The sequence below is a fragment of the Streptomyces sp. NPDC102451 genome (genome assembly GCF_044765485.1).
GTDB lineage: Bacteria > Actinomycetota > Actinomycetes > Streptomycetales > Streptomycetaceae > Streptomyces.
On record NZ_JBIWKD010000002.1, the window covers coordinates 378,365 to 398,329 of the forward strand.

Annotated in this window: 18 protein-coding genes; 7 read left to right on the top strand and 11 right to left on the bottom strand. The window is 71.6% G+C overall.

Features of this window, described 5'->3' with window-relative positions:
- Positions 1-31: 31 nt before the first annotated feature.
- A complete protein-coding gene (locus tag ACIRD8_RS05215; RefSeq protein WP_403986294.1) occupies positions 32-793 on the bottom strand; it encodes a hypothetical protein in 762 nt (253 codons plus the stop codon).
- A gap of 299 nt (positions 794-1,092) precedes the next feature.
- On the opposite strand from ACIRD8_RS05215, the gene ACIRD8_RS05220 reads away from it, so the two are divergent.
- Positions 1,093-2,355, top strand: coding sequence for a ricin-type beta-trefoil lectin domain protein (locus tag ACIRD8_RS05220; protein ID WP_403986297.1), 1,263 nt, complete (start codon positions 1,093-1,095; stop codon positions 2,353-2,355).
- An 11-nt stretch (positions 2,356-2,366) separates the two neighbouring features.
- A complete protein-coding gene (locus ACIRD8_RS05225) occupies positions 2,367-3,740 on the top strand; it encodes a lectin (RefSeq protein WP_403987272.1) in 1,374 nt (457 codons plus the stop codon).
- 58 nt (positions 3,741-3,798) lie between these two features.
- Here ACIRD8_RS05225 and ACIRD8_RS05230 read toward each other — a convergent pair whose 3' ends face one another.
- The 4 genes from ACIRD8_RS05230 to ACIRD8_RS05245 form a co-directional block, all read right to left on the bottom strand.
- Complete coding sequence (locus tag ACIRD8_RS05230; protein ID WP_403986300.1) at positions 3,799-5,622, bottom strand: glycoside hydrolase family 2 protein; 1,824 nt, start codon at positions 5,620-5,622, stop codon at positions 3,799-3,801.
- A gap of 76 nt (positions 5,623-5,698) precedes the next feature.
- A complete protein-coding gene (locus ACIRD8_RS05235; RefSeq protein ID WP_403986303.1) occupies positions 5,699-6,598 on the bottom strand; it encodes a carbohydrate ABC transporter permease in 900 nt (299 codons plus the stop codon).
- A gap of 3 nt (positions 6,599-6,601) precedes the next feature.
- Entirely contained in the window at positions 6,602-7,534 is a 933-nt protein-coding gene (locus ACIRD8_RS05240; protein WP_403986306.1) for a carbohydrate ABC transporter permease, read from the bottom strand.
- A gap of 22 nt (positions 7,535-7,556) precedes the next feature.
- Positions 7,557-8,927 carry an extracellular solute-binding protein gene (locus ACIRD8_RS05245; protein WP_403986309.1) on the bottom strand — a complete coding sequence of 457 codons (1,371 nt, stop codon included), beginning with the start codon at positions 8,925-8,927 and terminating at the stop codon, positions 7,557-7,559.
- Between the two features lie 272 nt (positions 8,928-9,199).
- Between ACIRD8_RS05245 and ACIRD8_RS05250 the strand changes: the two genes are divergently transcribed.
- Positions 9,200-10,270, top strand: coding sequence for a LacI family DNA-binding transcriptional regulator (locus ACIRD8_RS05250; RefSeq protein ID WP_403986311.1), 1,071 nt, complete (start codon positions 9,200-9,202; stop codon positions 10,268-10,270).
- Here the strand turns inward: ACIRD8_RS05250 and ACIRD8_RS05255 are convergent.
- Positions 10,267-11,070 (bottom strand): sulfite exporter TauE/SafE family protein, encoded by an 804-nt coding sequence (locus ACIRD8_RS05255; protein WP_403986314.1) that lies wholly within the window; start codon positions 11,068-11,070, stop codon positions 10,267-10,269. The genes ACIRD8_RS05250 and ACIRD8_RS05255 overlap by 4 nt on opposite strands.
- A gap of 85 nt (positions 11,071-11,155) precedes the next feature.
- Here ACIRD8_RS05255 and ACIRD8_RS05260 point away from each other — a divergent pair, with 85 nt between their 5' ends.
- Both ACIRD8_RS05260 and ACIRD8_RS05265 read left to right on the top strand, forming a co-directional pair.
- Positions 11,156-11,929, top strand: a complete 774-nt coding sequence (locus ACIRD8_RS05260; protein ID WP_403986317.1) for an AraC family transcriptional regulator — start codon at positions 11,156-11,158, stop codon at positions 11,927-11,929.
- A 184-nt stretch (positions 11,930-12,113) separates the two neighbouring features.
- Positions 12,114-13,034: an AEC family transporter gene (locus ACIRD8_RS05265; protein ID WP_403986320.1), complete on the top strand. Its 921-nt coding sequence runs from the start codon at positions 12,114-12,116 to the stop codon at positions 13,032-13,034.
- A 9-nt stretch (positions 13,035-13,043) separates the two neighbouring features.
- Here the strand turns inward: ACIRD8_RS05265 and ACIRD8_RS05270 are convergent, their stop codons facing one another.
- A complete protein-coding gene (locus ACIRD8_RS05270; RefSeq protein ID WP_403986323.1) occupies positions 13,044-13,454 on the bottom strand; it encodes a hypothetical protein in 411 nt (136 codons plus the stop codon).
- A 200-nt stretch (positions 13,455-13,654) separates the two neighbouring features.
- Between ACIRD8_RS05270 and ACIRD8_RS05275 the strand changes: the two genes are divergently transcribed.
- On the top strand, positions 13,655-14,221 hold the full coding sequence (locus ACIRD8_RS05275; protein ID WP_403986326.1) for a GNAT family N-acetyltransferase: 567 nt from the start codon (positions 13,655-13,657) through the stop codon (positions 14,219-14,221).
- 25 nt (positions 14,222-14,246) lie between these two features.
- Here the strand turns inward: ACIRD8_RS05275 and ACIRD8_RS05280 are convergent, their stop codons facing one another.
- Together ACIRD8_RS05280 and ACIRD8_RS05285 are read right to left on the bottom strand one after the other, a co-directional pair.
- Complete coding sequence (locus ACIRD8_RS05280) at positions 14,247-15,344, bottom strand: polyprenyl synthetase family protein (protein ID WP_403986329.1); 1,098 nt, start codon at positions 15,342-15,344, stop codon at positions 14,247-14,249.
- Positions 15,341-16,429 carry a tetratricopeptide repeat protein gene (locus tag ACIRD8_RS05285; protein ID WP_403986332.1) on the bottom strand — a complete coding sequence of 363 codons (1,089 nt, stop codon included), beginning with the start codon at positions 16,427-16,429 and terminating at the stop codon, positions 15,341-15,343. The genes ACIRD8_RS05280 and ACIRD8_RS05285 overlap by 4 nt, the downstream gene beginning before the upstream one ends.
- Before the next feature lie 328 nt (positions 16,430-16,757).
- Here ACIRD8_RS05285 and ACIRD8_RS05290 point away from each other — a divergent pair, with 328 nt between their 5' ends.
- A complete protein-coding gene (locus tag ACIRD8_RS05290; protein ID WP_099171808.1) occupies positions 16,758-16,976 on the top strand; it encodes an MbtH family protein in 219 nt (72 codons plus the stop codon).
- 82 nt (positions 16,977-17,058) lie between these two features.
- Here the strand turns inward: ACIRD8_RS05290 and ACIRD8_RS05295 are convergent, their stop codons facing one another.
- Together ACIRD8_RS05295 and ACIRD8_RS05300 are read right to left on the bottom strand one after the other, a co-directional pair.
- Entirely contained in the window at positions 17,059-18,126 is a 1,068-nt protein-coding gene (locus ACIRD8_RS05295; RefSeq protein ID WP_403986335.1) for a bile acid:sodium symporter family protein, read from the bottom strand.
- A gap of 100 nt (positions 18,127-18,226) precedes the next feature.
- The gene (locus ACIRD8_RS05300; RefSeq protein WP_403986338.1) at positions 18,227-19,840 is read right to left on the bottom strand and encodes an ABC-F family ATP-binding cassette domain-containing protein; all 1,614 of its coding nucleotides are present in this window, start codon (positions 19,838-19,840) and stop codon (positions 18,227-18,229) included.
- Positions 19,841-19,965: the final 125 nt, after the last annotated feature.

A 19,965-nucleotide genomic window follows, 5' to 3' on the forward strand; every position in this document is an offset into this window, starting at 1 on the left:
GGGCACCTGCGAGCCACGCGGGTGCCCCGCGTCAGCCGGCCCGGGCCTCCGAAGCGCGCCAGGCGGTCGCGAGTCCCTCCAGCCACGCCGGGGGAAGCTCCGCGCGCTCCCATTCCGCCCGGAGCGCCTCCGGTGCGGCGGTGAGGCGTTCGAGTACGGCGATGCTCGTGGGGGAGTGGAGGAGGGAGTAGCGGCCGTGGACGGCGATGCGGCTGTCCGGCCCGTACCGTGCGTACAGCCGTTCCAGCCGCTGCCGGTGGTACTGGGTGAACCGCTCCAGCTGTCCGGCGTACGCGACCCGGCCCACGACGCTCATCGTGCCGAGCGCCGCGGTGAGGACCTCGTCCGACACTTCGGGGTCGAGGTCCGAGGCGCCGCTGAACGCGAGGTAGAGCGGTGTCACCGCGACCTTCGCGCGCTCCACGTCCACCTTTCCGACGAGGTGGTGGCCCTGTGCCGCGCCCTCCGCCGAGCCGCCTGCCGGGCCGATGGCACGTTCGAGCGCCCGCTCGGCGACGCGGAGGAGTTCGTCCCCCACCGCCCGGGCGCCGTCGTGCCAGCCGGCGTCGTACGGTCCCTCGGCGTCGGCCGGGGCGCTCTGTGCCTTCCCCACCTCGCTGTGCGCGTCCACGACGGCGCCGGCCTCCACGAGCGCGATCAGCTCTTCGGCCTCGCCCCGGAACACTCCCGCGCGGCCGAGGAGCTCGAAGAGGGTGTTCTTCGCGTTCAGGACGCTGGCGGGGTCCAGCGGGTGCCGGCCCATTTCGGCGGTGTCGATCGTGTCCCTCCTCATACGTCCGTGCTCCGGTGTTCACCATAGTTCGGGTGGGCGGTGTGCGGTGGGTGCCGGGGGGCGTTGCGTGCCGATCACCTGAGGCGCTCGGACGTATGTATCTCCGGTCTATACCAAACCCTTGACACGCTCCGTGTTCATTCCTTATATCAAGGGGTGAACTAAGTGCTTCCACCCCTTCGCCCTCCCCTTCCTCTCGGTTCGGGGGCGTACGGGGAGTGTTCGATGTGGTGCCTGCCCGACTCGCTCGGATCTGACATGCGCGCGTCAGTCCATCACGCTCCCCGAAGGGAGAAGGCATGAGTTCCCCACGCTCGCCTCGGCGTCTGGTTCTGTCCCTCGTCATGGCGCTCGGCCTCGCCTCACTGGCCGCCGTCCCGGCGCAGAGCGCACCGGCGCCGGTGCGCCCGGCCGCCGCGGCGGCGGCCGCCGTCACGTTCTCGGACGACTTCGACGGTCCGGCCGGGTCCGCCGTCAACGGCTCGAAGTGGCAGATCGAGACCGGTGACAACGTCAACAACCACGAACGGCAGTACTACACGGCGGGCAGCAACAACGCCGCCCTCGACGGCCAGGGCAACCTCGTCATCACCGCCCGCAAGGACAACCCCGGCAACTACCAGTGCTGGTACGGGCGGTGCGAGTACACCTCCGCCCGGCTCAACACGGCCGGCAAGTTCACCACCACGTACGGCCGGGTCGAGGCCCGGATGAAGATCCCGCGCGGCCAGGGCATCTGGCCCGCCTTCTGGATGCTGGGCAACGACATCGGCCAGGTGGGCTGGCCCAACAGCGGTGAGATCGACATCATGGAGAACGTCGGCTTCGAACCCGGCACCGTCCACGGCACCCTGCACGGCCCCGGCTACTCCGGCAGCGGCGGCATAGGCGCCGGCTACAGCCTGCCCGGCGGCCAGGCCTTCGCCGACGCGTTCCACACCTTCGCCGTCGACTGGAGCCCGAACTCCATCACCTGGACCGTCGACGGCACCGTCTACCAGCGGCGCACCCCCGCCGACCTCGGCGGGAAGCAGTGGGTCTTCGACAAACCGTTCTTCGTGATCCTCAACCTGGCGGTCGGCGGCTACTGGCCCGGCGACCCCGACGCCAGCACGTCCTTCCCGCAGCAACTCCTCGTCGACTACGTCCGGGTCAGCTCCGACAGCGGCCAGCCGGGCGGCGGAGGACCCATCACGGGTCTGGCGGGCAAGTGTGTGGATGTGGCGGCGGGTTCGGCTGCGAACGGTACGGCGGTGCAGTTGTACGACTGCAACGGTACGGGTGCGCAGCAGTGGACGGTGGGTGGTGACGGGACGATCCGGGCGTTGGGCAAGTGCCTGGATGTGGCGTCGGGTGGTACGGCGGACGGTACGCAGGTGCAGTTGTGGGACTGCAATGGTTCGGCGGCGCAGCAGTGGGCGACACCCGCCGCACGGGACATCGTGAACCCCCAGGCGGACAAGTGCCTCGACGTGAGCGGGGCGAACACCGCCAACGGCACCCGGTTGCAGATCGCGACCTGCACCGGCGTCCCTGCCCAGAAGTGGACGGTGACCCGGTGACCACGAGACGCATGGCGAGACCCGGCGTACGGGGACTGCTGGGCGCGGTGGCCGCGACCGCCGCCTTGCTCACTGGCCTCACCGCCACCCCCGCGAACGGCGCCGCGACGGCCACCGGCCAGATCACCGGCCTGGCGGGCAAGTGTGTGGATGTGGCTGCCGGTTCGGCTGCGAACGGTACGGCGGTGCAGTTGTACGACTGCAACGGTACGGGTGCGCAGCAGTGGACGGTGGGTGGTGACGGGACGATCCGGGCGTTGGGGAAGTGTCTCGATGTGGCGTCGGGTGGTACGGCGGACGGTACGCAGGTGCAGTTGTGGGACTGCAATGGTTCGGCCGCGCAGCAGTGGGCGACTCCGGCGGCGCGGGACATCGTGAACCCCCAGGCGAACAAGTGTCTCGACGTGAGTGGTGGGAGCAGTGCCAACGGCTCCCGGTTGCAGATCTGGACCTGCACCGGCGCCGCCAACCAGAAGTGGACCGCGCCGAGCGCGGGCGGCGGGACCCCCGGACCCGGAGCCATGGCCGTGGCCCCGTACCTCTACAACGGCTGGGGCAGCCCGCCCAGCCCCACCACCGTCATGAACGCGACCGGCGTCAAGTGGTTCACCCTCGCCTTCGTCCTCAGCAACGGCTACTGCAACCCGCAGTGGGACGGCGGCCGCCCGCTGACCGGCGGTGTCGACCAGCAGACGGTGAACACCGTGCGCGCGGCCGGCGGCGACGTCATCCCGTCCTTCGGGGGCTGGAGCGGCAACAAGCTGGAGAGCTCCTGCTCCAGCGCGGGTGAGCTGGCCGCCGCGTACCAGAAGGTCATCAACGCGTACGGGCTGAAGGCCATCGACATCGACATCGAGGCCGCTGCGTACGACAGCCCCGCCGTCCAGCAGCGGACGGTCGACGCGTTGAAGACAATCAGGGCCAACAACCCCGGGATCAAGCTGTACATCACCTTCGGCACCGGGCAGAACGGCCCCGACTCCAGCCTGATCGGCAAGGCCGCGGCCTCCGGGCTCACGGTCGACAGCTGGACCATCATGCCGTTCAACTTCGGCGGGGCCGGCCAGAACATGGGCCAGCTCACCGTCCGCGCGGCCGAAGGCCTCAAGACGGCCGTCAAGAACGCCTACGGGTACTCCGACGACCAGGCCTACCGGCACACCGGCATCTCCTCGATGAACGGCATCACCGACAACGGTGAGACCGTGACCGTGGCCGACTTCCGGACCATCCTCGCCTACGCCCAGCAGCGCCACCTCGCACGGCTGACCTTCTGGTCCGTCAACCGCGACCGGCCCTGCGCCGGCGGCGGGGCCGACACCTGCTCGGGGGTCTCCCAGCAGCCGTGGGACTTCACCCGGGTCCTCGCCGCCTACACGGGCTGAGGCCCGGCCCCTCGGGCCCTCGCGGTGCATGTCACCGCGAGGGCCCGAGTGCCGTGTGTCAGCGGCCATCCTGCTCCTCGATGGCGGCCGGGCGTGACTGGGCGGCGCGGATGCGTTCCACGTCGAGCTTCGTGGTGCGGTCGAAGCGGTAGATCCCGTTCTCCTCCTGGAAGACATCGGTCAGCTGCGTGTAGCAGTAGCCGAACATCGCGGGGTCCTGCAGCAGCACACCGGTGAGACCGCTGAAGCGCGCGTGGAACTCGTCCTCGTTGCGCACCCGCTCGCCGTAACCCCAGGAGACGGTGCGGTCCTCGCCGGACAGATCGGCGGCGGCCTCCGGGTTCCACCAGATCCCGCCGAACTCACTGACGAAGTACGGCTGCCCCCGGTAGGGCTGGGAGTAGGCCGCCCCGTTCTCGTAGGCGTTGACGAACGGCTCGCCCCTCTCCAGGCCGGACATCAGCTTCCGGAAGACCTCCGGGTCCTGCTCGTAGCTGTGCGAGTCGTAGATGTCCGTCTCCAGGACCCGGTGCGCGTAGCCGGACGCGTCGATCACGGGACGGGTCGCGTCCAGGGCCTTGGTGGCCAGGAACATGGCCCGCGTCACGTCGTCGAGCACCGTGATGCGGTCGTGCAGCTTCTGGTACGTCTCGTTGAGCGGGCACCAGCCGACGATCGAGGGGTGGGAGTAGTCGCGCTCCACGGCCTCCAGCCACTGGGCGACGAAGGAGGCGTCGGGCTGCTGGTTGTTCCCCGACGAACCACCGGTCTCGCAGCCCCAGTCGCCGAACTCGCCCCAGACCAGATAGCCGAGCCGGTCCGCGTGGTACAGGAAGCGCTCCTCGAAGACCTTCTGGTGCAGGCGGGCCCCGTTGAAGCCGGCCTCCATCGCCAGCTCGATGTCGCGGACCAGCGCCTCGTCGGTGGGCGCGGTCATCAGGCCGTCCGGGTACCAGCCCTGGTCGAGCACGAGCCGCTGGAAGACCGGGCGGCCGTTGAGGGTGACCGCCTTGCCCCGCAGCCCGACGGCCCGCAGCCCGGCGTAGCTCTCCACCGAGTCGACCACCACGCCCTGCGCGTCGGTGAGTTCGAGCCGGAGGCCGTACAGGTGCGGGTCGTCCGGACCCCACTCCCGCCGCCGGTCCTCGGGCACCGGGAGGTGCAGGCGGGGTGCGAGGTCGAGGTCGGCCCGCGCCTCGGCCCGGGACACCTCCCCGTCCGCGTCGCTCAGGACGGCGCGCACCCGGTGGCCCGGCAGGCTGCCGGAGAGCGGGAGTTCCAGGTGGAAGGCGGAACCGGCGAGGTCCGGGGTGATCCGGGGGCGCCTCAGGTGCACCTCGTGGACGGGCTCCAGCCACACGGTCTGCCAGATGCCGGTGACCCGCGTGTAGTTGCAGTCGTGGTTGGCGTACTTGATCGCCTGCTTGCCGCGGGCCTGCGGGCCCGAGCGGGGATCGCGGGCCCGGACGGTGATGACCACGTCCTGTCCGGAGCCCGCGATGTCGCCCAGGTCCGCGGAGAACGGGGTGAAGCCACCGCGGTGGCGGGCCACCTCGACGCCGTCCGCCCAGACGGTGGTGTCGTGGTCGACGGCCCCGAAGTGCAGCAGGACCCGGCGTCCCGCCCAGTCGGCGGGCAGCGACAGGACCCGCCGGTACCAGACGGCCTCCAGGAAGTCGGTGTCGCCGATCCCGGACAGCTCGGACTCGGGCGGGAAGGGGACGAGGATCTCCCCGCCCAGCTCACGGGTGAGGAGACCGCGTTCGAGGCCGCTGTCCCCCCGGTCGGTCTCGAACTGCCAGGGGCCGTTCAGGTTGAGCCAGTCGCGACGGACGAACTGCGGTCGCGGGTACTCCGGGCGGGGTACGGAGTGAGAGGACACGCGTGCTCCAGTGGGTCGTCGGGCCGGCGACGGACGGCCGGCCCGGGTCGTACGGGGTGGAAGGTTGGTGGGCGGATCAGGATCCGCCGAGCCCGGTGGTGGCCACCGAACTGACGATGCGGCGCTGGAAGAGCAGGAACACCACGACCAGCGGCAGCGCCGCCAGCAGCGCCGACGCCATGGCCTGGGCGTACTGGATGCCGAAGGCGTCCTTGACGGTGGCCAGGCCCACCGGCAGCGTCATCAGGCCGGGGTCGTTGGTGACGATGAACGGCCACAGGAAGTTGTTCCACGCGCCGATGAACACGAAGATCGAGACGGCGGCCACGATCGGCCTGGACAGCGGCAGCACCACCGACAGGAAGACACGTACCTCCGACGCGCCGTCGAGCCGGGCCGCGTCCTCCAGCTCTCCGGGTATGCCGTCGAAGAACCGCTTCAGGATGAACACCATCATGGGTGCCACGACCTGCGGCAGGATCACCGCGGCATAGGTGTCCACCAGGTTGAACGTCAGCATCTGTTCGAACAGCGGCACGACGAGCAGCTGCGGCGGGACCATCACGGCCGCCACGGTCACGGCCATCAGGACACGACGGCCACGGAAGGTCCCGCGGGAGAAGCCGTAGGCCGCCAGCGTGGAGATCACGACCGTGATCAGCGTGACCAGCCCGGCCACCAGGAAGCTGTTGGCTGCCCAGAGCAGCACGTTCCCGCGTTCGAGGATCTGCTCGTATGCAGACAGGGTGAAGGCACCCTTGAACGGTGACAGGCCGGGCTTGGCGACGTCCTGCTCACTCTGGAGGGAGGTGGCCACCGCCCAGAGGAACGGCACCAGCCAGACGGCCGCCAGCACGGTGAGCGCGGTACCGGCCAGGATGCGGGGAAGACGGCCGTGGCCGAGGAGCAGGGGCGATCCGGCCGAGTCCCTGGGCGGGCGGCGCCGGGTCCGCACGGGGGTTGCGGTGGTGGACATCGGTCAGTCCTCCTGGCGGAAGAGACGGAGCTGCGCGAGCGAGACGACGATGACGAGCGCGAAGAAGACGTAGGAGACCGCGGAGGCGTAGCCCAGCCGGTAGCCGGTGAACCCGACGTCGTAGACGTACTCGAGGAGGGGGCGGGTCGAGCCGTTGGGGCCGCCCTTGGTGAGGATGTAGATCTGGTCGAACACCTTCAGCGACGCGAGGATCTGGAGCATGGCGACCAGGACGGTGGTCCTGCGCAGCTGCGGGAGGGTGACGGACCACAGACGGCGCCAGGCGCCGGCGCCGTCGAGTGCGGCGGCCTCGTCGTACGTCGTCGGCAGGGACTGCAGCGCGGCGAGGTAGAGCAGGAAGTTGAAGCCGACCGTCCACCACACGGTGAGCGCGGCCACCGACCACATCGCGACGGACTCGTCGGACAGCCAGCCGACGGGTTCGAGGCCGAGCGCCCCGAGCAGTTCGTTGCCGAGGCCCACGTCCGGCTGGTACAGCCAGGTCCAGATCAGGGTCACGACGGTCACCGGCAGCAGGTACGGCACGAAGAAGGACAGCCGCCACACCCACTGGCCGGCCAGTCCGCTGTGCACCAGCAGCGCCATGGCCAGCGCGACCAGCACCAGCGGGACGCTGGAGACGGCGGTGAAGAAGACGGTGTTGCCGAGGCTGCTCCAGACGTCGGGGTCGCCGAACGCCTCCGCGTAGTTGTCGAACCCGACGAACGCCGTGTCGCGCAGCGCGAGGGAGCTGTCGGTGAGGCTCATCCAGAGGCCCTGCACCACCGGCCACACGAGGAAGAGCACGAAGGGGACGGCGAAGGGCAGCACGAAGAGCGGTCCCGGACCGCGTCGGCGGGAGCGGCGTGGGGGAGCGGCGGTGAACGGTGGCTCGCCGGTGGGCGCGGGGGCGCCGATGGGCGTGGTGGTGGTCACGTCGGAAACTCCTTCTGCTCGGTCAGGCCACCGGGTTGGGCTGCCGCAGCAGCGTGTTCGCCTCACGGACCATCTGCCGTACGGCCTTCTCGGCGGAGGTGTTGCCCAGCAGCGCCGACTGGAGCGGCTGGCACATGCGGTTCTGGAAGTTCGACGCGGCACCGGCGAACCAATTCGGCGGATCGAGGACCGCCACCTTCCCGGCGTCGGCGTACGAGGCCTGCGGCTTCAGTTCCGCGTACGCCGGCTCGGCGAGGACGGGCTGATAGGCGGGGATGTGCCCGGCGCTCGCCCACGTCAGGCTCTGCTTGAGGATCTGCGCGACGTAGCGGTGCGCCTCCCGGCGGCGTGCCGGGTCGGGGCTGTCCTGGTGCGGCAGGACGAAGCTGTGGGAGTCGGTGTAGACGGCGGGGCGGTCGAACACCTGGGGGAAGGGGGCCGCTCCCAGCTTGATGCCGGACTTCTGGAGCGTCGGCAGCTCCCATTCGCCGAGCATGGCCATCCCGCCCCGGCCGCCCATGAATCCGGCCAACGCGCTGTTGTAGTCGAGGTTGTTGGGATTGGTGCGGCCGTCGAAGAGCTGCTGCATGAACGACACGACCCGGACCGCCGCGTCGGTGTCGATCTCGGCCGGACCCCCGTCCGGCAGCGTGAACGCGGCACCGGTCTGCGCGTAGAGCGCGGCGAACTGCCGCCAACTCTGGGCGGTGTCGGTGACGTGGCCGAAGAGGATGCCGGACTTCCCCGTCACATCGGCCAGGGCCTTGCCCGCCTCCAGGAGCGCCTTCGGCGACCCCATCGGGGCGAGTTCGCCCTTCGGGTCGAGGAGCCCCGCCTTCGCGGCGGCATCGCGGTCGTAGAAGACGATGAACGGGTGGACGTCCAGGGGGATCGCGTAGACGGTCCCTTGATGCTTCGTACGCGCCCAGACGGCCGGTGTGAAGTCCTTCTCGGTCACACCGAACTCGGCGAGCAGGTCCAGGTCGAAGGGGTCCAGCAGTCCGCCGGGCGCGTAGCCGGCCAGCCGCGACAGGTGCAGGACCGCCACGTCGGAGGCGCGCCCGCCCGCGGCCGACATGGCGAGCTTGGTGTAGTACGAGGGCCCCCAGTCGAGGATCGTACGGTCGACCTCGAAGCCGTCGGGACCCTCGGAGACGGCCTTGATCATGTCGTCCATCAGCATGCCGTCACCGCCCTGGAACAGGTCCCAGACGCTGAGTGCCGAGGCGCCGGACGCGGAGGCCAGGGAGGAGCAGCCGGCCAGGGGGCCCATGGCGAGCAGCGCGCCCGCCCCGGCCGTTCCGTAACGCAGGAACCGGCGGCGGCCGATCCCGGGTGCCGGGCCGGAGCCGGGCGTGGCCGACGCCTCATGGGCGGGGGACGAAGAACTCATCACGGACCTTTCGACGGCCGGACGCTCATGCCGGATCGGCGGGGGACCGCCCGGTGTGGACGGTCCACCGCACACGGCAGGTGGGTGGCCGCACTGGCTGAAACGGTGCGGTCACATGTTTTTACATCGATGTACATTGGCTGTAAAGAGTTCGGACGGTACGGGTGTTCGAGACCTTCGGCGGCGCACCCCGCGTGAGTCCGGAAGCCCCCGCAGACCCCCGGAGGGCCGGGACATAGACTCGGCAGCGCACGAGGGCAGGGAGGTCGGCCGTGGCACGGCCCAGGATCAAGGACGTCGCACGGCACGCCGGGGTGTCGGAGAAGACCGTCTCCAACGTGATCAACGATTACGTCCATGTCTCCGAGCGGACCCGGCGCGTGGTCCGCGAGGCCATCGAAGACCTCGGGTACCGGGTGAACCTGGCCGGACGTCATCTGCGGAAGGGCCGTACGGGCATCATCGCGCTGGTCGTTCCCGAGCTGGACGTCCCGTACTTCGCGGAGCTCGCCCGGCATGTGATCCGCGAGGCGGAGCAGCTCTCCCTCACGGTGCTCATCCACCAGAGCGGGGCGGACCGCGAGCACGAACTGGCCGCCCTCGCCGGCTTCGGCTCCGACTTCGTCGACGGGATCATCCTCAGCCCGCTCGCCCTCACAGCGGACGACCTCCGCCAGCGGGCCGGTGTACCTCCGACGGTGCTGCTGGGCGAGCTGCTGGAGGAAGGGGCCGACCATGTGGCCATCGACAACGAGAAGGCCGCACGCCAAGCCACCGAGCATCTGATCGCCCTCGGCCGCCGGAACATCCTCGCGGTCGGCGGGCACGAGGCCCCCGGCCTCGGGACGGCGGAGGCCCGTACGCGCGGCTACCTCGCGGCCCTGGCCGAGGCGGGCCTCACCCACCACCCGGACGCGCTGCTGCCGGTGGGTGACTTCAGGATGCCGGACGGAGCCCGGGCGGTGACGAGGGCCCTGGACGCGGGCCTGCGTCCGGACGGGCTGCTGTGCCTCAACGACCAGCTGGCGCTGGGCGCGTTGCGCGCGCTCCACGAACGCGGCCTCAGGGTGCCCGAGGACGTCGCGGTGATCGGGTTCGACGATGTGGAGGGCGGCCGGTTCAGCGTGCCGACACTGAGCACCGTGGCACCCGACAAGGCCGCGGTGGCCAGGGTCGCCGTCCAGCTCCTGCACCACCGCATCGAGGAGGCCGCGCAGACTTCGCAGGCGGCCGATTCCGGAGACCACGGCGTCCAGTCACCTCAGGACCGCGTGGTGGCGCACCGTCTCGTCCTGCGCGAGAGCACGGAGGGGCCCGAGGCGCGGTCGGGCGAGGGGTCCTAGGCCGCGCACAGCATCGCCGCGGTCACAGCCGTGAGCAGCCCGATGTAGCCCCACGCGTGGGCGCGGTCGGGGATCCGCGGCGGGCGGCGGCGCAGCACCGCGATCACCGGCAGAGCTCCGAGGAGCAGCGCGGAGGCGGCCCGGAGGTCGATCAGTCCCAGCAGGTGCACCTGTGCGTCGGTGGCGGCAGGGACGGCGGCGGTCACCAGGGACACCGCGGTGGCCGGAGGCGCGATGGCGAGGGTGAGGGGATTGGCCAGCGCGGTCGCCACCCGCATGGGGTGACCGGCCCGCCGCATCGCCGGGACCGTCATCACGCTGCCCCCGACCCCGAGGAACGCGGCCACGGCACCGACCGGTGCGCCGAGGAGCGCCGGCAGCGGCCGGGGAGCCTCCTCGCCCGGACCGCTGCGGACGGCCGGGCGCAGGAAGCCGGGGCGCAGCAGCAGATCGGCAATGGTGAGGGCGACGTACGCAATGAACGCCCAGCGCACCGGACCGGCCGGTGCGAGGCGCGTGGCGAGCGCGCCCGCCGAGGCGCCCGCCGCCAGGAGGACCAGCAGCGGGCGGCTGCCCCGCAGCTCGGCGAGGACCCGCCGCGGGGTGACCGCCGTGGCGAATCCCGCGTTCACCACCATCACCAGGGCCGAGGTGGCCGTCGCCACCCGCATCGCGTCCCCGCCGAGCGCGGCGTCGGCCCACACCACGACCGGCACCGCGACGAAGCCACCGCCGAACCCGAACAGCACCGTCGTCATCCCGGTGAGGAGCCCGACCCCTGCCAGCATCACCATGTCCATGCGCCTCACTCCACCAGCTCCGGCGGGTGTCCCGCATGCGATGGTCGGCACACTTCCTTCGCGTCCCGGCCACTACGCTGGAGCGGTGAAGAACGTCCCCCTGGCCGATGTCGACCACGTCGACCGGGCCGTCCTGCCGATCGGCACCGACTACCCGCCCGGTCACGTGCTGGACTGGCACGCCCACCGGCGCGCGCAGTTCCTCTACGGAGCCACCGGCGTCATGGTCGTGGACACCGCCGACGGGACCTGGACCGTGCCGCCCGAGCGCGCCGTACTCATTCCGTCCACCACCCGCCACCGCGTCCGCATGCTGGGGGTGAGCACCCGAAGCCTGTACGTCGAACCGGCGGCCGTCCCCTGGTGGCCCGCCGTCTGCACGGTGGTCGACGTCCCGCCGCTGCTGCGTGAACTGCTCCTCGCCGCCGTGGAGTTCGAGCCCGACTACAGCCTTTCCGGGCGTGCGGGGAGCATCGCCGATCTCCTTCTGCACGAGATCTCCGAGCGCGCCCCGCTACCGTTCCACGTGGCGATCCCCGCCTCCGCCGAGCTCGCGAGGCTCTGCCGCGCGTACCTCGCGGCCCCGGACGCCGGCGTCACCAACGCCGACTGGGCCGCCGCGGCGCACATGAGCGAACGGGCCTTCACCCGGCGTTTCCGTACGGCGACCGGCGACAGCCCGGCCGTCTGGCGGGCCCGTGCCCGGCTGCTCGCGGCCGTACCGCTCCTGCGCACCGCGTCGGTCAGCGCGGTCGGCGCGCGCCTCGGCTATGCCTCACCCGCCGCGTTCACGGCCGCGTTCACCCGGGCCTTCGGCACACCGCCGTCCCGCTTCGCGACCGCCGGTGCGCCGCGCTGAGCACCTCGCCCCGGGGAACGGGTCCTGAGGGGCCGGTCCTCATCCCACGGGCGGCGGAAGGGCCGCTCGGCGGTGACCGTAGGCTACGTCGTGGTCAACGCCCGGCGCCGAGGGGCCGGGCCGTCGGCACCGGGCGCCCACCAGCCCGCAGGCCGGCCGCACACGATTCATCAGCAAGGACGTCATGCAGGGAGTTCTTACCGGGTTCGCGGTGATCGCCGTCGTCATAGGCACCGGCTACGTCCTCGGACGCCGCGGGCACCTGGGGGAGGACGGCCGGACGGTCCTGACCAGGCTCGCCTTCAACGTGGCGACCCCCGCACTGCTCTTCACCACCCTGGCGGGCGCGGACCTGTCGGTCATCTTCTCCCAGCGGCTCCTCGTCACGGCGGCCGCGACGCTCTCCGCGGCAGCCCTCTTCATCACCGTAGGACTCCTACGAGGCTGGGGCACGGGACCGATCACCATCGGCGCCCTGTGCTCCAGCTATGTCAACGCCGGAAACCTCGGGATCCCGATCGCCGTCTACGTACTGGGAGACGCCTCCCTCGTCGCCCCCGTCCTGCTCTTCCAGCAGATCGCCGTCACCCCGCTGGCGCTGACTGTCCTCGACCTGAGCAGGCCCGGCGCACCCCGCTCGCTGTGGCAGCGCCTGACCTCACCGCTCCGCAATCCGATGGCCGTCGGCTCGCTGTCGGGCGTCGCGGTGGCCGCCACCGGATGGTCCGTACCCTCACCGGCCCTCGAACCGCTCACCCTCATCGGCAACATGTCCGTCCCCGCGGTCCTGCTGGCCTTCGGCATCTCCCTGCGCGGCAGCGGCATGCCCGCCCGGGGGGAGAACCGGCCCGCCATCGTCCTGTCCGCCGCCCTCAAGACGACCGCCCAGCCCGTCATCGCCTGGGCACTGGGCGCGGGCGTCTTCCATCTGCACGGTGCGGCGCTGCTCGACGTCGTCGTGATCTCGGCGCTGCCCGCGGCACAGAACCTCTACACGTACGCCTCGCAGTACCGCGTGGCGGAACAGATCGCCCGGGAGTCCATCCTGCTGTCCACCGCAGTCTCGGTCCCGGTACTGATCGCCGTCGCCGCCGTTCTGGGCTGAGGACCGCACTCAGAGGTCCGGTCGCGCCTTCTTCCGCCGGGCGCGCTCCTCGGACTCCTGTATCTCCAGGATCCGGAAGACATGGGCGCTCGCCCGCTTGCGCGCACTCCCGCTCGTGAACAGCGCCGCACCCGCGACGGCGGGCGGAACGGCCAGGGCCCCGATCCCGAGCAGTTCCGGCCAGTCACGCTCGACGCTGCACAGCTTCCCCGCGCCCTCGCTGTACGGGGTCCTTTCGCCGTCGTAGAACACCGGTGCCTCGCAGGCGATTTCGTCGTGGTAGTCGTCCACGCTGAACGGGATCAGCAGCAGATAGCCCAGCCAGAGGAACAGGGCCGCCGACACCGCCATGAGGCCGGCACCCCAGTTCTGCTGCCGTCCGGCCCAGCGGTCGAATTCCTGACGAGCCGGCCATTGCATGAGAGATCCCCCGTCGGTTGTCCGGCGTGCTTGTTCCGCCGGGGATCGTACCGACCGCGTCCCACCTCCCGCCGCTCACTCCCCGGTGGTGGCGGCTTGGGGAGATCGACCGAGTGCCCGGCAGGCGGCAGGCTCTAGGGTGTCGACCTCCGTGTGCACGGCCTCCAGGGCCGGCACCCGACACCGAAGTGGCAGGCGTCATGAGCGACATGTGGACCGGCGAGAAGATACGCCTGCGAGGTGTCGAGCCCGACGACTGGGAGGGCTTCCGTGACCTGGCCCGGGACACCCTCGACGTCCGCAACGCCGACCTGGTCGAACCCCCGCGTTCCGCCGAGAGTTTCCGTACCTGGACCGCCGAGCGGGCCGGGCGGCCGCCCGGCGGCGACGCGTTCCGCCTGGTCATCGAGGCGCTGGCCGACCGGGCCTTCGCGGGGTCGGTGACCGTCGGGGAGACCGACAGCCGCGCCGGACGGTTCAGAACCGGCATCGAGATCGGCCGCCATCACCGCCGCAGGGGATACGCGGCCGAGGCGACCGAACTCGTCCTCACCTACATGTTCGCCGAACAGCGCCACAACAAGTGCGAGGTGGAGGTCTACGCCTTCAACGATGCTTCCCTCGCCCTCTACCGGGCGCTGGGCTTCGTCGAGGAAGGACGGCTCCGCCAGCACGAGTTCTTCGCCGGCGGCCACCACGACGTCGTCCTGCTCGGCATCACCGCCGCCGAGTACTGGGCCGCGCATCCGCGCCCCTCGGTGCGGTGATCCGCGCCTCACGCCCCCGCCGCTGTCACACCCTGCGGTGCAGCAGGAACCCGAGCAGCGCCTCGATCTCGCGCGCCGCGCGCGGGACGAGGGGCACGCTCCGCAAGCAGGCGCGGGCCGCGTCCAGGTGACGGCGGGCCTCCTCCAGGGTGGCGGCGCGGCCGCCGCACGCCTCGACGAGTGCGGCCGCGCGGACCGCTCCGGCGTCGTCGAGAGCGAGCGGTGAGTTCAGAAGCGCGGCGAGTTCCCTGGAACGGGGACCCGCACCGGCGAGGGCGGCGAGCACGGGGTAGGTCTTCTTCCGCTGCCGCAGATCGCTGTACACCGGCTTGCCCGTCACCGCCGGGTCACCCCAGATGCCGAGCAGGTCGTCGACGGCCTGGAAGGCCACCCCGAGGTGGCGTCCGGCCCGGTCCAGGGCGGCGACGGTCCGGGCCGGCGCTCCGCCCAGCAGGCCGCCGAGCGCCGCCGCGCAGCCCAGCAGGGTGCCGGTCTTGAGCTCCGCCATCGAACGGTACTCGTCCGTCCGTACGGCGTCGGGTCCCGTCCAGGGCCGGGCAGCGAAGAGCAGGTCCTCGGCCTGGCCGCGTACGAGACCGCTCAGCGTCCTGGACAGCCGGGCCACCGCCGCGGCCGTGTGCGGGCCCGGCGTCTCGGCGAGGGTCTGCACGGCGAGGGCGAAGAGGGCGTCACCCGCGAGCACGGCCGGCCCGGTGCCGTACGCCTTCCACACGGTCTCCCGCTGCCGCCGGGTCCCGTCCCCGTCCATGATGTCGTCGTGCAGCAGCGAGAAGGTGTGCACCAGCTCGACCGCCACCGCCCCGGGTACGGCGCTCTCCCCGGGAGCCCCCACCGCCTCGGCGCACAGCACGGCGAGGGTCTGGCGCAGCCCCTTGCCCTCGAAGGACCCGTCGGCGGGCGCGCCGCCGACCTCGCACCAGCCGAGCGAGAACGCGGCCATCTCGCCCGGCCAGGGGTGGAGGCGCTCTATCGCGGCGGACAGGGAGGGACGCACCAGATCGCGGCAGCGGGCGAGCACGCGGGGGACGCCGGCCGCGACGTCCGGCTGCGGGGAGCCCGCGGCTTCCCGGGCATTCACGGTGACGGTCGTGGGGAAGGTCATCGCGTCGCCGCCTCCTCGACACGGTGGCCCACGTCGGGCAGCGGGCCCACCCCCAGCTCGGCCGCGGCCTTGTCCACCATGTCCCGGGCGTGCCGCAGACCGATCCGGTCCAGGGTCCGGTGGAGCTCCGCCAGTTCGACGGCCGTCTCCGCCGGGTTCCGCCCCAGCCGCGCCAGCGACTTGGCGAGCCCCAGCCGGGACAGGGCCGTGCCCCGCGGCTCGTTCATCTCCTCGAATTCGGCGAGCGCCCGCGTGTACGTGTCGCGGGCCTGCGCGTACTGCCCGGCCCGGTAGTGCACATTGCCGCGCATCTTGTGGTTGTACGCCAGTGCGCTGGACAACTTCATCTCGCGGCAGGCCTCTTCGGCCTCGGTGAGCAGCGCCAGCGCGCGCTCCACATCGCCGTCGCGCACGGACACCACGTCCGCGATCCCGCGCAGCGCCCAGGCGCGGCCCCGCCGGTCGTCGGCCGCGCCCGCGGTCTCGGCCGCCTCCTCGAACAGGGCGAGCGCCTTGTCGTACGAGCCGGTGTTCCGGTGCATCTGGGCTATGCCCTCCAGCGCCCACACCGTGTGCCGTGCCTCCCCGCGCCTGCGGGCCTCGGCGAGCAGCTGTTCGTGCAGTTCGCCGACGGCCTGGTAGTCGCCCTGGATGCGCCCGGTCTCCGCGAGTCCGGCGAGCGAGTAGCCCCGTACCACCACGTCGCCCCCTCGCTCGCCCAGTTCGGCCGCGAGCCCGAGCAGCCGGTACGCCAGTGCCAGCGAGCCCCGCTGGCGCGCGAGCGTGCCACCGCTCCACAGCGCCCAGGCCATCGCTCCGACATCCCCCGCCGAACGCGCCGCACGGTAGCTCGACTTCCAGGCGGCGTCGGCCTCCGCCACCCGGCCCAGCCGGCGGTACGCCTCCGCGACGGCGAGCCCGCAGCGCGCCATCTCCCGCTGCTGCCCGGCACGTTCCGCTGCCCGCAGCTCCTCGATCCCCTTGTCCAGCACCTCGGTGAGGGAGGAGTTCACCGACAACGAGCCGAGCGCCCCCTGATACTCGGGAGCGAACGCCTTGTCCTTCGGCCGATCCTGCTGAGTCACCCGTGCCACCCGCTCACTGTCTTGTCCGTCCGTGGAACCGTTGTTCCGGCGGTTGGTCGGCCGCCGTCCCTGATCAAGACGGTATGGGCGGGCGGGGGTTCCACGAATCCCTCTCCGTGTTGGTCGTGGGTCGTCCCTGAGAGCCACGGGAACCGTGCCGTGGTCCTCCGTGCGAGGGACGGCCCGATCGGAGTACGCGCTCCCCTACGGCCGGACGTTCAGGAAGAAACGGGACGGGTCGGGGCACCCGGAGCGTCAACCGGGAGCGATCTGGGTAAGGTGGCACCGATCAAGTGAAGGTAGCCTTACCTAACTTAAAGGAGTACCGGTGACCAACCCCTTCGAGGACGAGAACGGCACCTATCTGGTGCTCGTCAACGACGAGGGACAGCACTCGCTGTGGCCTGCCTTCGCCGAGGTGCCCGGTGGCTGGACCGTGGCCCACCAGGAGGACACCCGCCAGGCCTGCCTCGACTACGTCGAGCAGAACTGGACCGACCTGCGGCCCAGGAGCCTGGTGCGGAGCATGGCGGCCGGGTCTGCGTGAGCCCCGCGAAACACGAGAGGCGTCCGTCCGGAACCCCGGACGGACGCCTCTCGTGGTGGAACCGGCGGAAGCCGGAATCAGGTCAGGATTCCCCGGCGGTCGCGGCCGCCGGTGCCGCCCCGGCGGTCACCGCCGCCTCGTCGCGGCGTGACCGGTGGGACATCCAGGCGGCGACCAGGGCGCCCGAGATGTTGTGCCACACGGAGAACACCGCGGCAGGCAGAGCGGCCAGCGGGCTGAAGTGAGCGGTCGCCAGGGAAGCGGCGAGCCCGGAGTTCTGCATGCCGACCTCGAAGGCCATGGCGCGGCTCGCGGGCCGGCCGAGCCCCGAGATCTTGCCCGCGCCGTAGCCGAGCGCGAGCCCGAGGCCGTTGTGCAGCACCACGGCGATCAGCACGGTCACGGCGGCCGACTTGATCGCGCCGGCGCTGCCCGCGACGACGGCGCAGACGATCGCGGCGATGGCCAGCGAGGACAGCCAGGGCATGAGGCCCAGTACCCGGTCGACCAGCTTCCCCGCGACCAGCCGCACCACCAGACCGCCGAGGACCGGGAGCAGCACCGTCTTGAGGATGTCCGTGATCATCGAACCGGCGTCCACCGGCAGGTACGCACCCGCCAGGAGCAGCGTCAGCGGCGGCGTCACCAGAGGGGCGACCAGGGTGGAGACGGTGGCGACGGAGACCGAGAGCGCCACGTCGCCCCGGGCCAGGAAGGTCACGACGTTCGACGCCGTGCCGCTCGGCGCGCAGCCGACCAGGATGAGCCCGGCCGCCAGCTGCGGCGGCAGCCCGAGCAGATGGGCGATGGCCCAGCCGAGCCCCGGCATGATCACGTAGTGCGCGACCAGGCCGATCGCCACGGCCCACGGGCGCCTCGCCACGCCCCTGAAGTCGAGCGGAGTCATCGTCAGCCCCATGCAGAACATGACGATCCCCAGCAGGTACGGAACCGATTCCGTCCAGCCGTCGAACGTGCCGGGAGTGACGAGACCGGCTACGCCCGCCACGAGTACGAGGACGGGGAACACCGTGACGGCACGCCTCGCCGCCTTGTCGTCGGAGGCCGGTTGATCAGGGGATATCTGTTCGGTTTGCACAGGCGCGATGAGACTCCGCAGGCGTGGGCCTCCGCAAGCGAGTCTCATCATGCGGACGCGATGTCCAGGATGCGTCTGTTCGGGCGGCCTCCGCCCACGTCTGTTCGGGCGGCCTCCGCCCACGTCTGTTCGGGCGGCCTCCCGCTTACGGCTACAGGCGAAGCTCGCGTCCCTGCCAGCGCCTCCGCAGCCAGCGGTCGTGACCGGCCAGGACGATCGCTCCGGGGCCCGCTCCCATGGCGGCCTCCAGTTCGTCGCAGAGCCGGGGCGACAGATGGTTCGTGGGCTCGTCGAGCAGCAGCAACTCGGGCGGATGCGCCACCAGGAGCGCCAGCGCGAGCCGACGGCGCTGACCGACCGAGAGACGCCCCACCTGCTTGCCCAGGTCCGCCTCGCTCATCAGCCCCAGCGCACTCAGCGGCACGGCCTCCGCGCGCGCGGCGCCGAGCGCCTGTGCGTAGGTGTCCCGGACGGTGCGGTCCGGCCGGCGGAACACGGTGTCCTGGGCCAGCAGCCCCACCGAGAGCCCGCCCTTGTGCCGTACGTCGCCGTCCGCCGCGAGACGCCCGGCGAGTACGGCCAGGAGTGTCGACTTCCCCGCACCGTTCTCCCCCGTCACGAGCAGACGCTCGGTGGCGGACACATCGAGGCGGTCGAGGGTGAGGCGGCCCGGCACCCGCACCTCGCGCAGGGCGACGAGCACGCCGTCCGCCGACGGCCCGGCGAGCGCGGTGCGGCGGAACCGCAGCGGCTGCGGAGGCTCCGCGACCCGGCCGCGTTCCAGCTCGTCCAGCCTGCGCGCGGCGTTGCGCACCCGGCGCGAGATCTGGCTCTGCACCCGGTTGGCCCGGACGCCGTAGCCCATCTTCTCGCTGTCGCGGGGCCCACGGTCCGGGGCGACGCGGTGCGTGGTCGTACCGATCGACCGGCGCAGTACGTCCAGTTCCTCCTGCTCCTCGGCGTAGCGCCGCTCCCAGCGCTCGCGTTCGGCACGCTTCTCGGCCTGGTAGGCGGTGTAGTTGCCGCCGTACCGCACCGGGCCGTCCACGGCCGGGTCGAGGTCGATCAGGTCCGTGCACACGGCGTCGAGGAAGGCCCGGTCATGGCTGGCCACGACGACCGCACCGGGCAGCCCGCACACCTGCTCCTCCAGGAACGCGGCGGCGCTGTCGTCGAGGTGGTTGGTCGGCTCGTCCAGCAACAGGGCCGAAGGCCTCCTGACCAGCAGCGAAGCCAGTGCCAGACGCCCGCGCTGCCCGCCGGACAGGGAGCCGAGCGTGCGGTCCCGCCGGATCCCGCCGAGGCCCAGACCCTCCAGCACCATCGTGGCGCGGCGGTCGGCGTCCCACGCCTCCTGCTCCTGGGCCCGCTCCAGCCGCCGGCCGTAGGCGTCGAGCAGCGCGGCGTAACCGGGGGAGTCCTCCTCGGCGTGGGCGAGTTGCGCCGAGAGGCGTTCGAGTTCGGCGAGGGCGTCGCGGACCTCGCTCAGGGCCTCGTCCAGTACGTCGGTGATCGTCGCCGCGGCGGCGAACGGCATCTCCTGGTGCAGGAAGCCGAGATCGGCCGGGCGGGTGATGCTCCCCGCGTCCGGTTCGTCGGCCCCGGCGAGCAGGCGGAGCAGCGTCGACTTGCCGACGCCGTTCTCCCCGATCAGCCCGATGCGGTGGCCTGGGGGCGCCGTGAGGGAGAAGCCGTCGACCACCCGCCCGGTGCCGAAGGAGCGGACGATGTCGCGTGCGAGCAGGGCTGCGGGAGTGTCGGACATGGGAGAAGACCTCGTGGGGCATGCGGGCGGACAGGCTTCCGCCCGGGGCGGGCAGGGGGCGGGCACGACACGGCGCCTCGCGGCAGCGGCGCTGTCGCGCACCTGCCCACGGGCGATCACATCCG